The sequence below is a fragment of the Sphingomonas ginsenosidivorax genome, from assembly GCF_007995065.1.
Classification (GTDB): Bacteria; Pseudomonadota; Alphaproteobacteria; order Sphingomonadales; family Sphingomonadaceae; genus Sphingomonas; species Sphingomonas ginsenosidivorax.
The window spans coordinates 2,832,555-2,846,536 of the sequence record NZ_VOQR01000001.1; the positions used below are offsets into that span (position 1 = coordinate 2,832,555).

Annotated in this window: 13 protein-coding genes; 8 read left to right on the forward strand and 5 right to left on the reverse strand. The window is 69.3% G+C overall.

The features are described from left to right. Positions 1–23: 23 nt before the first annotated feature. The 7 genes from FSB78_RS12855 to FSB78_RS12885 all read left to right on the forward strand — a co-directional run bounded on the left by FSB78_RS12855 (position 24) and on the right by FSB78_RS12885 (position 8,625). On the forward strand, positions 24–557 hold the full coding sequence (locus FSB78_RS12855; protein WP_242008262.1) for a DUF721 domain-containing protein: 534 nt from the start codon (positions 24–26) through the stop codon (positions 555–557). Then, on the forward strand, positions 558–1,223 hold the full coding sequence (locus tag FSB78_RS12860; RefSeq protein WP_147083013.1) for a thioredoxin domain-containing protein: 666 nt from the start codon (positions 558–560) through the stop codon (positions 1,221–1,223). 19 nt (positions 1,224–1,242) lie between these two features. Then, positions 1,243–1,989, forward strand: a complete 747-nt coding sequence (locus tag FSB78_RS12865; protein WP_147083014.1) for a thioredoxin domain-containing protein — start codon at positions 1,243–1,245, stop codon at positions 1,987–1,989. Between the two features lie 236 nt (positions 1,990–2,225). After that, entirely contained in the window at positions 2,226–5,612 is a 3,387-nt protein-coding gene (locus FSB78_RS12870; RefSeq protein WP_147083015.1) for a chromosome segregation SMC family protein, read from the forward strand. A 31-nt stretch (positions 5,613–5,643) separates the two neighbouring features. Then, a complete protein-coding gene (locus FSB78_RS12875; protein WP_147083016.1) occupies positions 5,644–5,829 on the forward strand; it encodes a hypothetical protein in 186 nt (61 codons plus the stop codon). 45 nt (positions 5,830–5,874) lie between these two features. Next, the gene (locus FSB78_RS12880; protein ID WP_147083017.1) at positions 5,875–7,125 is read left to right on the forward strand and encodes a putative DNA modification/repair radical SAM protein; all 1,251 of its coding nucleotides are present in this window, start codon (positions 5,875–5,877) and stop codon (positions 7,123–7,125) included. A gap of 105 nt (positions 7,126–7,230) precedes the next feature. Then, complete coding sequence (locus FSB78_RS12885; protein WP_147083018.1) at positions 7,231–8,625, forward strand: UdgX family uracil-DNA binding protein; 1,395 nt, start codon at positions 7,231–7,233, stop codon at positions 8,623–8,625. Between the two features lie 123 nt (positions 8,626–8,748). Here the strand turns inward: FSB78_RS12885 and FSB78_RS12890 are convergent, their stop codons facing one another. Continuing rightward, entirely contained in the window at positions 8,749–9,546 is a 798-nt protein-coding gene (locus FSB78_RS12890) for an aldo/keto reductase (RefSeq protein WP_147083019.1), read from the reverse strand. Positions 9,547–9,619: 73 nt separating this feature from the next. On the opposite strand from FSB78_RS12890, the gene FSB78_RS12895 reads away from it, so the two are divergent. Then, positions 9,620–10,249 carry a DedA family protein gene (locus FSB78_RS12895; RefSeq protein ID WP_147083020.1) on the forward strand — a complete coding sequence of 210 codons (630 nt, stop codon included), beginning with the start codon at positions 9,620–9,622 and terminating at the stop codon, positions 10,247–10,249. A gap of 122 nt (positions 10,250–10,371) precedes the next feature. On the opposite strand, the gene FSB78_RS12900 is transcribed toward FSB78_RS12895, so the two are convergent. The 4 genes from FSB78_RS12900 to FSB78_RS12915 all read right to left on the reverse strand — a co-directional run bounded on the left by FSB78_RS12900 (position 10,372) and on the right by FSB78_RS12915 (position 13,810). Further along, the gene (locus FSB78_RS12900) at positions 10,372–11,673 is read right to left on the reverse strand and encodes an SAM-dependent methyltransferase (RefSeq protein WP_147083021.1); all 1,302 of its coding nucleotides are present in this window, start codon (positions 11,671–11,673) and stop codon (positions 10,372–10,374) included. A gap of 78 nt (positions 11,674–11,751) precedes the next feature. After that, the gene (ruvC, locus tag FSB78_RS12905) at positions 11,752–12,252 is read right to left on the reverse strand and encodes a crossover junction endodeoxyribonuclease RuvC (RefSeq protein WP_147083022.1); all 501 of its coding nucleotides are present in this window, start codon (positions 12,250–12,252) and stop codon (positions 11,752–11,754) included. Between the two features lie 241 nt (positions 12,253–12,493). Beyond that, complete coding sequence (locus FSB78_RS12910; protein ID WP_147083023.1) at positions 12,494–13,237, reverse strand: YebC/PmpR family DNA-binding transcriptional regulator; 744 nt, start codon at positions 13,235–13,237, stop codon at positions 12,494–12,496. Positions 13,238–13,267: 30 nt separating this feature from the next. Then, a complete protein-coding gene (locus FSB78_RS12915; RefSeq protein WP_147083024.1) occupies positions 13,268–13,810 on the reverse strand; it encodes a DUF1003 domain-containing protein in 543 nt (180 codons plus the stop codon). Between the last annotated feature and the right edge of the window lie 172 nt (positions 13,811–13,982).

Genomic DNA, 13,982 nt, shown 5'->3' on the forward strand with positions numbered 1-13,982 from the left:
CCGCCTATGGCATGGGTTCGCGGATGAGCAAGCCGCCCAGCCCGCGTCCCAGAGCGAAAGGTCGCACCGACCCCGACGCCCCGCGCGAGAACCGCGCGCGCGCCGTGTCGGAGCTGCTGCCGTCGATCGGCGGCGCGGCGTTCAGGCGCTTCGGCTTCGTGCAATCCTCGATCGTCAGCCGCTGGCCCGAGATCGTCGGCGAGAAGCTGGCGGGCGCCAGCACCCCCGAATCGATCCGCTTCCCAGTCGGCAAGAAGCAGGACGGCACGCTCACGCTGACCGTCCGCGGCGCCCACGCGCCGATGATGCAGCACATCACGCCCGAGATCATGGAGCGCGTGAACCGCTTCTTCGGCTATGCCGCGGTCGCCAAGGTCGCGATCCGCCAGGGCGAGGTCGCCGCGCCGCCGCCGCGCAAAAGCCCGCCGTCGATCCGCGCGGTCCCGCTCGAGCTCGGCGACAGCCTCAAGGGCATCGCCGACCCCGAACTCCGCGCCGTCCTCGAATCGCTTGCCGCCGGCGTCGCCTCGACCAACGGCCCTCCCAGGATCAGCTGAATGCGCTTGCTGCTTGCCCTCGTTTCCGTCGTCCTCCTCACCGGTGCGGCGCCCAGGCGTGACTGGAACGCCGTCGCGACGAAGACGCCCGCGGGCGCCTATGTCATCGGCAACCCCGCCGCGCGCGTGAAGCTGGTCGAATATGCCAGCTACACCTGCTCGCACTGCGCGGCGTTCTCCGGCGATTCCGAAGCGGTGCTGCACAAGCAGATGATCGCCTCAGGCTCGACCAGCCTCGAGATCCGCCACTTCATCCGCGACAAGCTCGACCTCGCCGCCGCGGTGCTCGCGCGATGCACCGGGCCGAAGGGATTTGCCGGCACAACCGCCGCGATCTTCGCCGCGCAGCCGAGCTGGCTCCAGCGCGGCATCGATTTCCAGCAGGCGAACGGCGCGCGGATCGGGCTCTACCCGACCCAGGCGCAGCTCCGCGCCAATGCCGACGGCGCCGGCCTGACCGCACTCGTCAAGGCGCGCGGCCTGTCGGACGCGGCGATCGGCGCGTGCTTCGCCGACCAAGCCGAGATCGACCGCATCGTCGCGCTGACCGCCAACGCGCCATCGGAAATCGATTCGACCCCGACCTTCTACGTCAACGGCAAGCGCGCGCCCCACGCCGCGTGGAAGCAGCTCGAACCCGCCTTACGCGCCGCCGGCGCCAGATAATCCCAAGCGGAGTACTCGCATGAAGTTCGCCTACGCACCCCTCCTTGCCATCGCCCTCGTGGCCCTTCCCCTCGCGGCCTGCTCGAAGGAGGATTCCGCCAACAGCGTGACCTCCGCGACCCCGGTCGCCGCGACCCCCGCACCCGCCGGCAAGAACTGGTCCGAGACGGTCGTGAAGACCGAAGAGGGCTATCGGATGGGCAACCCCGACGCGCCGATCAAGCTCGTCGAATATGGCGCGCGCTCGTGCCCGACCTGCGGCGCGTTCGGCCGCGAGGCGTACAAGCCGCTGACCGACAACTATGTCTCGACCGGCAAGGTCAGCTTCGAATTCCGCGACTTCCTCGTCCACGGCGCCTCCGACGTTGCGCTGACGTTGCTCGGTCAGTGCGGCACCGTCGACAGCTTCTTCCCGCTGCTCGAACAGACCTATCAGAACCAGATCGCGTTCCTCGACAAGCTGCAGGCGATGCCGCAGCCCGCGCAGGCAGCGCTGCAGGGCAAGTCCCCGACGCAGGTCGCGACCGCGCTCGCCGAACAGATGGGCGCGATCGACTTCGTCAAGCAGCGCGGCATCCCCGAGGCCAAGGCGCGCGCCTGCCTAGCCGACCAGAAGCAGCTCGAGATCATGGCCAAGCCGACCGAGAAGGCGATGCAGGACGGCTCGGTGACGGGCACCCCGACTTTCTTCCTCAACGGCAAGAACGTCGAAGGCGTAGTGACCTGGGCTGCGATGGAGAAGGCACTGAAGGCCGCGGGCGCGTAGGCGTCCCACAATCCTCCCCCGCCAGGGGGAGGTGGCACGCGTAGCGTGACGGAGGGGGCGGAAACGCTACCATCCGTTCCGTGTCCTCCCCCTCCGTCGCCTTCGGCGCCACCTCCCCCTGGCGGGGGAGGATCGAGTACCCCCCCGTTCGTCCTGAGCGAAGTCGAAGGACAGGCCTGTTTGTGCCACCGCCCTTCGACTAGGCTAGCCGCGACCGGCAGAAGGGGGGCGCCAACATGCAGATCAAACGCCTCCGCATCGCGGGGTTCAAGAGCTTCGTCGAACCCGCCGACCTGCGGATCGAGCCCGGGCTGACCGGCGTCGTCGGCCCCAATGGCTGCGGCAAGTCCAACCTCCTCGAAGCGCTGCGCTGGACGATGGGCGAGGCCAGCGCCAAGTCCCTGCGCGGCGCCGGCATGGAAGACGTGATCTTCGCCGGCACCACCACCCGCCCCCCGCGCGACTTCGCCGAAGTCTCGATCCTCGCCGAGATCGCGGGCGAGGAAACCGAGATCGTCCGCCGCATCGAACGCGGCGCCGGCTCCGCCTACCGGATTGACGGCCGCGACGTCCGCGCCAAGGACGTCGGCCTGCTGTTCGCCGACGCCGCCACCGGCGCGCACAGCCCCGCGCTCGTCAGCCAGGGCCGGATCGGCGCGGTCATCGCCGCCAAGCCCGCCGACCGGCGCGCGATGCTCGAGGATGCGGCAGGAATCTCGGGGCTTCACGTCCGCCGGAAAGACGCCGAATCCAAGCTTCGCGCCACCGAAGCCAATCTCGCCAAGCTCGACGAGGTGATCGCCGACCAGGACGCGCGCGTCGCCGCGCTGCGCCGCCAGGCGCGCGCCGCAGACCGCTATCGCCAGCTCTCCGACCAGATCCGCGTCGCCGAGGCGCGGCTGATCTTCGCCCGCTGGCGCGAAGCCGCGGCCGCCGCCGACGCCGCCAAGGCCGAAGCCGCGGACGCCGAGACCCGCGTCCGCACCGCCACCGATGCCGAACGCGCCGCCGCTACCGCCCAACTCGACGCCGCGCGTACCGTCGGCACCGCACGCGCCGCAGCCCTCGCCGCGCGCGACGCCGCCAGCGATGCCGCGCACGCGCTCGCCGCGCTCCGGACCGAGAAGACGAGCCTGGACCAGCGTATCGCCGAACTGATCGCCAATCGCGACCGCATCGCCGAGGACCGCGACCGCGAAGGCTCGCTAGCCAGCGACGCCGCCGCCGCGCTCGCGCGCCTTGCCGACGAGGCGCGTACGCTCGACGCCGCGATCGCTGCCGCAGTACAGGCGCGCCCGGCCTTCGACGCCGCGCTTGCCGAGGCGGAACGCCGTGCGCGCGATGCCGAGGTTGCGCTCGCCCAGGCGCTCGCCCGCCAGGCGCAGGACGCCGCAGAACTCCGCGTCGCCGGCGCCGCACTTGCCGCCGCCCGCGCGCGCACCGATCGTGCCGCGCGCGACGGTGCGAGCCTCGCCGCCGCGCTTCGGGTGCTCCCCCAGCCCGCCCCGCTCGAAGCCGAGCGCGCCGCAGCCGCAACGGCGCGCACGACGGCCGCTGCCACCGCCGACGCCGCGCGCGTGACGCTAGCCCAGGCCGACACCGACGAACGCACTGCGATCGCCGCGCGCGACACCGCCGAGGCGACCCGAGCCACCGCCCGCGCCGAACTCGCCGCGATCGACAGCGAGGCCGCCGCGCTGACGAAAGCGACGCAGGCGAGCGGCCGCGACCGCCTGCTCGACCATGTCGCCGCCCGCCCCGGCTATGAACGCGCGCTCGCCGCCGCGCTCGCCGACGATCTCGACACCGGCCTCGCCGCCTGGACCGGCGCGGAACCCGCGCCCGACGACCCCGAGGCCCCCTCGGGCACCGAACCGCTCGCCCCGCACGTCGACGCACCGCCCGCCCTCGCGCGCCGCCTCGCGCAGATCTTCGTCACCGACACCGACGCCGGACACCCGCTCGCGGTCGGCCAGCGGCTCGTCACGCGCGCGGGGGTGCTGCGCCGCTGGGACGGGTTCGCCGCCAGCGGCAGCGGTGCCGCCGCAGTCGAACGGCTCGTCCGCCTCAACCGCCTGAAGGCGCTGCACGACGCCCGGGCCCCCGCCGCCGCCGCACTGGCCGATGCCGAAACCGCGCAAGCGGCGATCGACACGGCGATCGCCGCCGCCCGCCAGGCCGCACAGACTGCGCGCGCCACACTGCAACGCGCCGAGACCGAGGGCCGCGATGCGCTTCGCATCGAGGACCGCGCGACCACCGCGCTCGAACGCCTCGCCAGCCAGCGCGCCGATCTCGACGCGCGCGCCGCGCGTGTCGCGGACGATGCCGCCGACGCCGCCGCCGAACTGGTCACAGCGCAGGCGGCGATGGCCGCGGTTCCCGACGGCCGCGCCAACGCCGACCGCGTCGCCACGCTGCAACGCGACGCCGAAGCCTGCCGCGCGACCGTCGGCCAGGCACGCGCCGACCGCGCATCCGGCGAACGCGCGCACGCCGCCCACCGCGAACGCCTCGCCGCGGCGCAGGCCGACACGCGCAGCTGGCGCGCCCGCGCGGGCGAGGCCGCCAAACGCATCGCCGACATGGACGCGCGCGCCGCCCGCCTCGCGCTCGACATCGCCGCGCTCGTCGATCGCCCCGCCGCGCTCGACGCCGACATCGTTCGCCGCGACGCCGACCACGCAACCGCGCGCGTCACCGCGGATGAGCGCGCGGCGGCCGAACTGACTGCGGACGCCGCCCTCCGCACCGCGGACGAGGAGCACCGCCGCGCCAACGAAGCGCTCGCCCAGGCCCGCGAACACCGCGCCGGCGCGGTCGCGCGCGTTGAGAACCAGGAGTTGCGCCGCGTCGAGATGGGCCGGCTCTCGGGCGAACGCTTCGCCTGCCCCGCCCCCGTCCTCCCCGAACGCCTCGCCTTCGACGCCGCCACCGTCCGCGCGCCCTCGGAGGAATCCGCCGCGCACGACCGCCTCTCGCTCGACCGCGAACGGATCGGCCCGGTCAACCTGATGGCGACGCAGGAACTCGCCGAGCTCGAAGCCGCCAGTGTCGGCAACGCCGCAGAGCGCGACGAACTCGGCCAAGCCGTCAACCGCCTGCGCGGCTCGATCGGCACGCTCAACCGCGAGGGGCGGCAACGGCTGCTCGCCGCGTTCGAGGCGGTCAATGGGCATTTTCGCACATTGTTCTCGACGCTGTTCGACGGCGGCGCCGCGCATCTGGAACTCGTCGATTCGGACGACCCGCTCGAGGCGGGACTCGAGATCATGGCGCAGCCCCCCGGCAAGCGGCTCCAGTCGCTCACGCTGCTCTCGGGCGGCGAACAGGCACTGACGGCGGTCGCACTGATCTTCGGGCTGTTCCTGACCAACCCCGCGCCGATCTGCGTGCTCGACGAGGTCGACGCGCCGCTCGACGACGCCAATATCGAACGCTTCTGCGACCTGCTCGACCGGATGGCGACCGACACCGCCACGCGTTACCTCGTCGTCACGCACAATGCGGTGACGATGAGCCGGATGCACCGCCTGTTCGGCGTGACGATGATCGAACGCGGCGTCAGCCGACTCGTCTCGGTCGACCTGCAGGCCGCCGAAGGCCTGCTCGCGGCGGAATGACGCGCCCGCGCCGATACGATATCCTCCGCGCATGTTCCTCGACGACTCGACCATCTGGCCCCGCAAGGACGACCTGCCCCCGCGCAAGCCGCCCTTCCGCCACGAAAAGGCGTTGACCCGCCTGCTGCTCGCCTATGCGCTGGTTCTGCTGCTCCTACCGGTCAGCCTGGGCAGCATCGTCGACCTGATCCGCTACCTGTTAGGCCTGTTCTCTTGATCTGAAGCAATCGACAACGCTCGATCGAGAACGTACAGCGAACGGATGGCGCAGCTCGACACCCGTGAAAAGCTGGAGATCCTGGCCGACGCCGCGAAATACGACGCGTCCTGCGCCTCGTCCGGCACTGCCAAACGCAACTCGAAGGACGGCAAGGGGCTTGGCTCGACCGAAGGCATGGGCATTTGCCACGCCTATGCCCCCGACGGCCGCTGCATCAGCCTGCTCAAGATCCTGCTGACCAACAGCTGCATCTTCGACTGCCATTACTGCATCAACCGCAAGAGCTCGAACGTCCGCCGCGCGCGCTTCACCGCGAAGGAGGTCGTCGACCTGACCATCGCCTTCTACAAGCGCAACTATATCGAGGGTCTGTTCCTCTCCTCGGGCATCATCGCCTCGTCCAACTACACGATGGAGCAGATGGTCGAGGTCGCGCGTAGCTTGCGCGAAGACCATCACTTCCGCGGCTATATCCACCTCAAGACGATCCCCGACGCCGATCCCGAGTTGGTCCACCAGGCGGGGCTTTACGCCGATCGCCTGTCGATCAACGTCGAGCTGCCGACCGCGGGTGGCCTCAAGCGGCTCGCCCCCGAAAAGGACGGCGTCCGTATCGAAACCGCGATGTCGGAAGTGAAGGCCTCGATCGTCGACGGCAAGGACGCCAAGGCCAAGTACAAGTCCGCGCCGCGCTACGCCCCCGCGGGCCAGTCGACGCAGATGATCGTCGGCGCCGACGCCGCGACCGATGGCGACATCGTGAAGAAGGCCTCGACGCTCTACGATCGCTTCGGTTTGCGCCGCGTCTATTATTCGGCGTTCAGCCCGATCCCGGACGCGAGCGCCGTGCTGCCGTTGCAGCGCCCGCCGCTGATGCGCGAGCACCGGCTCTACCAGTCCGACTGGCTGATGCGCTTCTACGAGTTCCAGCCGCACGAGGTAGTCGCCGCCGCCGACGACGCGACGGGCATGCTCCCGCTCGACATCGACCCCAAGCTCGCCTGGGCGCTCAAGTTCCGCGGATCGTTCCCGGTCGACGTCAACCGCGCCCCGCGGGAGATGCTGTTGCGCGTGCCGGGGCTGGGGGTGAAAGCGGTCAACGGCATCCTGGCGAGCCGGCGCTGGCGGAGGCTGCACCTGGCCGACGTCGCGCGGCTGACCGTGTCGGTGGCGAAGCTCCGGCCTTTTATTATCGCGGAAGACTGGCGCCCGGTCGTGCTGTCCGACACGGCGGACCTTCGCCCACTGATCGCTCCGAAGCCAAGGCCCAAACAGATGGAAATGTTTGCGTGACCCCCGTCACCCTGAACTCGTTTCAGGGTCCATCTTTCCGCAAACGATATCGCATGAGGCGGCCTGGATGCTGAAACGAGTTCAGCATGACGGCGTTGGGGTTCGATGCGCGTCGTAACACTCACCGAACCCGACGATTTCGACGGCTGGCGCGACGCCGCGCGCGGCCTGATCGCCAGCGACACCCCCCCCGACGACGTCGTCTGGCAGGTCGGCGACGCCCCCGCCGATCTCTTCGCGACCACCGCCGATCCGGTCGCCGCCCCCGCCCCCGGCGGCCTCAGCGTCCCCCGCGCGTTCCTCGACCTCGCGCGCTCGGCGATCCTCGCCAGTGACCCCGAACGCTTCGCGCTGCTCTACACCCTGCTCTTCCGCCTGCGCCGCGAGCCCAAGGCGATCGAGGACCGCGCCGACCCGCTCGTCCGCCGGCTCGACCGCATCGCCAAGGATGTCCGCCGCGACATCCACAAGATGCGCGCCTTCCTCCGCTTCCGCGAGGTGGAGGACGGTGATGGGGGGGACGGCGCCCCGCGCTTCGTCGCGTGGTTCGAACCCGATCACCACATCGTCCGCGCCAACGCCGCGTTCTTCGTCAACCGCTTCGCCAGCATGCGCTGGTCGATCCTGACGCCCGAGGTCTCGATCCACTGGGACGGCAAGGCGCTGTCCGAAGGCCCCGGCGCGAGCAAGGCCGACGCCCCCGACGGCGACCCGACCGAGGACGTCTGGAAGACCTACTATGCCAGCACCTTCAACCCGGCGCGCGTGAAGATCGGCGCGATGCTAAAGGAGATGCCGAAGAAATACTGGAAGAACATGCCCGAGACCGCGCTGGTCCCTGGCATGCTCGCAGCAGCGCAGGCACGGGAGTCGGGCATGATCACCAAGTCACGCGAGCATATCGGCGGCAACAGCCTGATTGCCTGGGAGGCGCTGCGCGACGAGGCCGCCGGCTGCACCCGCTGCCCGCTGTACAAGCCCGCGACGCAAACCGTGTTCGGCGAAGGCCCGGTCGATGCCCCGCTGATGTTCGTCGGCGAACAGCCCGGCGACCAGGAGGACCTCGCCGGCCGCCCGTTCGTCGGTCCCGCCGGCCAGATGTTCGACCGCGCGATGGCCGAGGCCGGCGTCGACCGCGCGCGCGCCTACGTCACCAACGCGGTCAAGCACTTCAAGTTCGAACAGCGCGGCAAGCGCCGCATCCACTCGTCGCCGGCTGCCGGCGAGATCGACGCGTGCCGCTGGTGGGTCGAGCAGGAGCAGATGCTCGTGAAGCCCAAGGTCACGGTGGCGCTGGGCGCAACTGCCGCGCGCTCGCTGTTCGGCAAGGTCATGGCGATCGGCAAGAACCGCGGCCGCGCGATGGAGCTACCGAGCGGCGGCGAAGCGTGGATCACCGTCCACCCGAGCTATCTGCTGCGCCTGCCCGACGAGGGCCAGGCGCGGGAGGAATATGCGCGGTTCGTCGAGGATCTGCGCGTCGTGGGTGGGCGGATATAGGGGTCGTCCCATCCAAACCCCGTCACCCCAGCGCAGGCTGGGGTCTCCCGCGGCTCCTGTCCCCTGCCAGCCGCACGAGATCCCAGCCTTCGCTGGGATGACGGAATAGGGGGCGGTCTGCTGTTACATCGACCCCGGCTCAGGCCCCATCCGCCCACCCGCGTCATCCATCGCCGCGATCGCGGCCATATCCTCATCGTCCAGTGTCAGGTCCAGCGCCGCGAAATTGTCCGTCAGATGCTCGGCATCCGACGCCTTCGGGATCACCGAAAGCCCCAACGCCAGATGCCACGCCAGGATAACCTGCGCCGCGCTCCGCCCATGCTTCGCCGCGATGTCTGTGATCCGCGCGTCGGTCAGCAGCGTCTTGCCCTGCCCGAGCGGACTCCAGCTCTGCGTCACGATCCCGTGCCGCTCGTGATACGCCCGCGCCTCGCGCTGCTGGAAGTTCGGGTGCAGCTCGATCTGGTTCACCACCGGCGTCACGCCGGTCGCCGCGACGATCGCGTCCAGATGCGCGGGCTCGAAGTTCGACACGCCGATCGACCGCGTCTTCCCCGCATCGCGCAGGGCCACCATCGCCTTCCACGCGTCGACAAATTGTCCCTGCCCCGGCGCCGGCCAGTGCATCAGATACAGGTCGACCGCGTCGAGCCCGAGCAGCGCGAGGCTCTCGTCGAGCGCGGCCTCGGGATCGCCCTGCCGGTCGTTCCACAACTTGGTCGTCAGGAACGCATCCGACCCCTTGTAGCCGTCGCCGACCCCGCGCTCGTTCTCGTAGATCGCGGCGGTGTCGACCAGCCGGAAGCCGATATCGAGCCCGTTGCGGACGATCGCCGCCACCTGGCTGTCGGGAATCTGCCACGTCCCCATGCCGAGCTGGGGCATGGTGCGGCCGTCGTTGAGTGTGAGATCTGTCATTCGCCCCCAACAGACCGGAGCCGCAGCGGGTTCCGATTGACCGGCCGCGCCACTTGCCCCAGATCGCGCGCCCATGTTCGAAAAGATCCTCGGCGTCCTCGCCACCTTCACCATCTGGGTGATCTCGTCGGGCGGCTATGTCGGCATCGCGATCCTCATGGCGATCGAGAGTGCATGCATCCCGCTGCCGTCGGAAATCATCATGCCGTTCGCGGGCTATCTCGTCTCGACCGGCCGGTTCGACCTCTATCTCGCCGCCACCGCGGGCGCGATCGGGTGCAATCTCGGCTCGATCGTCGCCTATGAGGTCGGCAAGCGCGGCGGGCGCCCGATGGCCGAGCGCTGGGGCCGCTACGTGCTGATCGGCCCGGGCGAGCTCGACGCCGCCGACCGCTTCTTCGTGCGCTGGGGCTCGGCGGCGGTGCTGATCGGCCGGCTGCTCCCGGTGATCCGTTCGTTCATCGCGTTTCCGGCGGGCGTCGCGCGGATGAAGCTGGTGCCGTTCCACCTCTACACCTTCATCGGCTCCTGGCCGTGGTGTTTCGGCCTTGCCTGGGTCGGCATGAAGCTCGGCGACAAATGGGACAGCGACCCGCGGGTGAAGGCGGCGTTCCATTCTGCCGACCTGCTGATCGGCCTGGTCCTGATCGCGCTGGTGGGGTTCTACGTCTGGCACCGTGTCCGTGGCCTGAAGCACCGCTAAATCCTCCCCCGCCAGGGGGAGGTGGCGCCGTAGGCGACGGAGGGGGCGGACACGGAACGGACGTTGGAGTTCCCGCCCCCTCCGTCACGCTACGCGTGCCACCTCCCCCTCGCAGGGGAGGATCAGGAGAGCCCTCGATACCCCGGCCGCAACGGCAGCCCCGACAACCCCACCGTCCGCTTCTGCGCGAGCGTCTGGAAATCGCACAGCACCCCGCGCCAGAACCCGGTGCACGACAGCGCGAGATACAACAGCCACAACCGGGTCCGCGTCAGCCCGACCTCGGCGACCGCCGCCTCGCGGTTCGCGTACAGCGCCTCGCTCCAGGCCTTGAGCGAGCGGTAATAATGCTCGCGCATGCTCTCGACATCCATCACCTCGAAGCCGTGCCGCTCGAGATTGGTCGTCGTCATCCCGATATAATCGAGTTCGCCGCCCGGGAAGATATAACGGTTGATCACCGCCATATAGGCGGTCCGCTTGCGGAACTTGGTCAGGTCCTTGGTCGCGCGCCGAGTTGTCGCCTGGTGCAAATACAACCCGTGCGGGCCGAGCAACCGGTGCATCTGTTCGAAATGCCGGTCGTGATTGTCGATCCCGACATGCTCGAACATCCCGATCTGCGCGATCTTGCCGTAAATCCCCGGGGTCTCGATCGTCCGATAGTCGCGCAGCTCGATCGTCACCCGGTCGCTCAAGCCCCGGCTCGCGACGCGCGCCTGCGCTAGGTCATGCTGCTCCTGCGACAGCGTGATGCCGTGTACGGTCGCGCCAAAGAACTCCGCCGCATGGCACGCTAGGCCACCCCAGCCGCATCCGAGATCGAGCATCCGGTCGCCCGGCACCAGCTCCAGCTTCCGGCAGATCAGATCCATCTTGGCGAGCTGCGCATCCGCGAGACTCGTTTCCGGCGTCGCGAACACCGCGGCCGAATATTGCATCTCGGGGTCTAGGAACAGTTGATAGAAAGCGTTCGACACGTCGTAGTGGAACTGGATCATCGCGGTGTCGTCGCGGCCCTTGCCGAACAGCGCGCCGACCCGGTCGCCGAAGCTCAGCGCGCCCTTGTCGCCGTCGGTCGCGAACAGGAACGGCCACGCCGCCTTCATGATCAGCCCGCGGTTCACCGACTTGACCAGCCCCACCGCGCGCAGATGCTCCCACCGCCCCAGCGCCTCGAGCGGACTGCCGCCCTGGATGTCGATCCCGCCGGCGATGTACACCTCGACCAGTGTCATCAGCTTGGGCGATCGCACCAGCCGCCCGATCGCCGCGGGCGATGCGATCACGATGCGGATGTCGTCGCGTGCATTCGGCCCCAGCGGCACGATCTCGCCGTTCCACAGTTCGACGCTGACATCGGCCTGCAGATGCCCGGCGATATGCGCGATGATCGTCCGTGCGTTTGCGAGCAGATCGGCCATGTTCTTCCCCCCCGCCGTGATTGCTCGGCGCGCTCTGCTCGCAGCCAATCGCGGCGAGCGCAACCCAAGAGTCAGACGTCAGGCGATGCTCCGCCGCGCCTGCGCCTGCGCGCTCGCCAGGTGATGCGCATGCGTGATCGCCACCGCGAGCGCATCAGCGGCGTCGGGCCCGGCGAGCTTGGTCCCCGGCAGCAGCACCGCCATCATCGCCTGGATCTGCCGCTTCTCGGCCCCCCCCGATCCCACCACCGCCTTCTTGACGGTCGAGGGATGATATTCGCCGATATGCAGCCCCGCCCCCGCCGCGGCGAGCAACACGACGCCGCGCGCCTGCCCCAGCTTCAGCGTCGACTGCGCGTTGGTGTTGCCGAGCACCTCCTCGACCGCCGCGCCATCGGGCCGCTCGGCGCGGATCACGTCGATCAACGCACCGTACAATGCCGTCAACCGCCGCGGCAGCGCCATCGACGGGTCGGTCCTCACCTGCCCGTTGGCGATATGGCTGAGCCGGTTCCCCTCCGCCCGGATCACGCCCCATCCGGTCGTGCCGAGCCCCGGGTCGAGGCCGAGGATGATCACGCGAAGCCGCTAAGACGCGAAGAGAAGGTGTGTTCGCGCAGAGGCGCAGAGGACGCCGAGGTGATGCGGTCGGGGCCATCGTCTCGCCTTAGCGAGACCTTCGCCTGTGCTGTTACCCGCGGGTGCAAAGGCCCGCTGACGCGGGCAACAGATGAAGCGCGCGCGCTCCCTCTGCGCTCTCTGCGCCTCTGCGCGAAAACCTCTTCTTCATTGCGCCTTCGCGCCTTTGCGTGAATCAAATTCAGCCCAGTTTCTCCAGAATCTCGTCCGAGACCTCGTAATTCCCCCACACCGTCTGCACGTCGTCGTCCTCGTCGAGCACTTCGATCAGCTTGAACAGCGTCCCCGCATCGTCCTCGCCGACATCGACCATCGTCTGCGGCCGCCAGGCGAGCTTCGCGCCCTCGGCCTCGCCCAGCTTGGCCTCCAAAGCCTTGGCGACCTCGTGCAGGTCGGCGACCGCGGTCCAGATCTCGTGGCCGTCCTCGCTCGACGTCACGTCCTCGGCGCCCGCGTCCAGCGCCGCCTCGAACACCGCCTCGGCATCGCCCGCGCTCGCGGGATAGGAAATCAGGCCCACCCGGTCGAACGCATGGCTGACCGAGCCGCTCGCGCCCAGATTGCCGCCGTTCTTGGCGACCGCGACGCGCACGTTGGTCGCGGTGCGGTTGCGGTTGTCGGTCAGCGCCTCGATGATCAGCGACACGCCGCCGGGGCCGAACCCCTCGTAACGGATTTCCTCGTAATTCTCGGCGTCGCCCTTGCTCGCCTTGTCGATCGAGCGCTGGATGTTCTCCTTGGGGAGCGACATCGCCTTGGCGGCGTTGATCGCCGCGCGCAGGCGCGGGTTCATGTCGGGGTCGGGCAGGCCCATCTTGGCGGCGACGGTGATTTCGCGGCTGAGCTTGCTGAACGCGGACGAGCGCTTCTTATCCTGCGCACCCTTGCGGTGCATGATGTTCTTGTATTTGGAATGGCCTGCCATCGGTGCCTCTTTTGAGCTGTTGCGCCGCTCTTAGGCCGTGGGCGGCGTTTTCGCCAGACCGTCGATCTTCCGCTCGATCGCGTCGAGCCGGTCGAGCACCAGATGGTCGATCTTGTGGTGCACGCGCAGGATGTCGAGTTCGGCGCGCAGGTTGGTCTCGTAATCGAGGCTCGCCGCCAACCGGTCCTTTGCCGACTGCCGGTTCTGGCTCATCATGATCACCGGCGCCTGGATCGCCGCCAGCGTCGACAGCAGCAGGTTGAGGAAGATGTACGGATAGGGGTCGAACGCTCGCCCGACATGCCCGAGGATCTCGGAATTGAGGATCATCCACCCGAACAGCACGGCCGCGAAGGCGATGATGAACCCCCACGACCCGCCGACCGCCGCGACCCGGTCGGCCAGCCGGTCGCCGAAGCTCGCCTGTTCGTCGGCGACGTCTGCGGCGTCACGGCTGACCGTAGTCCCCGCCTCGATTCCCGCCAGGACGCGCCGCTCCTCGTCGTCGAGCGCCCCCGGCGGCTTGCCGAGCAGGCGCTGCGAAAGTTCGTCGAGCGATGAGGTCTGGGTCATGGGGCGGGTCTAGCCCGGAATGTGAACGCGTTTCCATCCTCCCCCGCCAGGGGGAGGTGTCACCGCAGGTGACGGAGGGGGCGGACACGGAACCGGCGTTGGAGTTGCCGCCCCCTCCGTCGCCTTCGGCGCCACCTCCCCCTGGCGGGGGAGGATCATAGAATCCGAACTC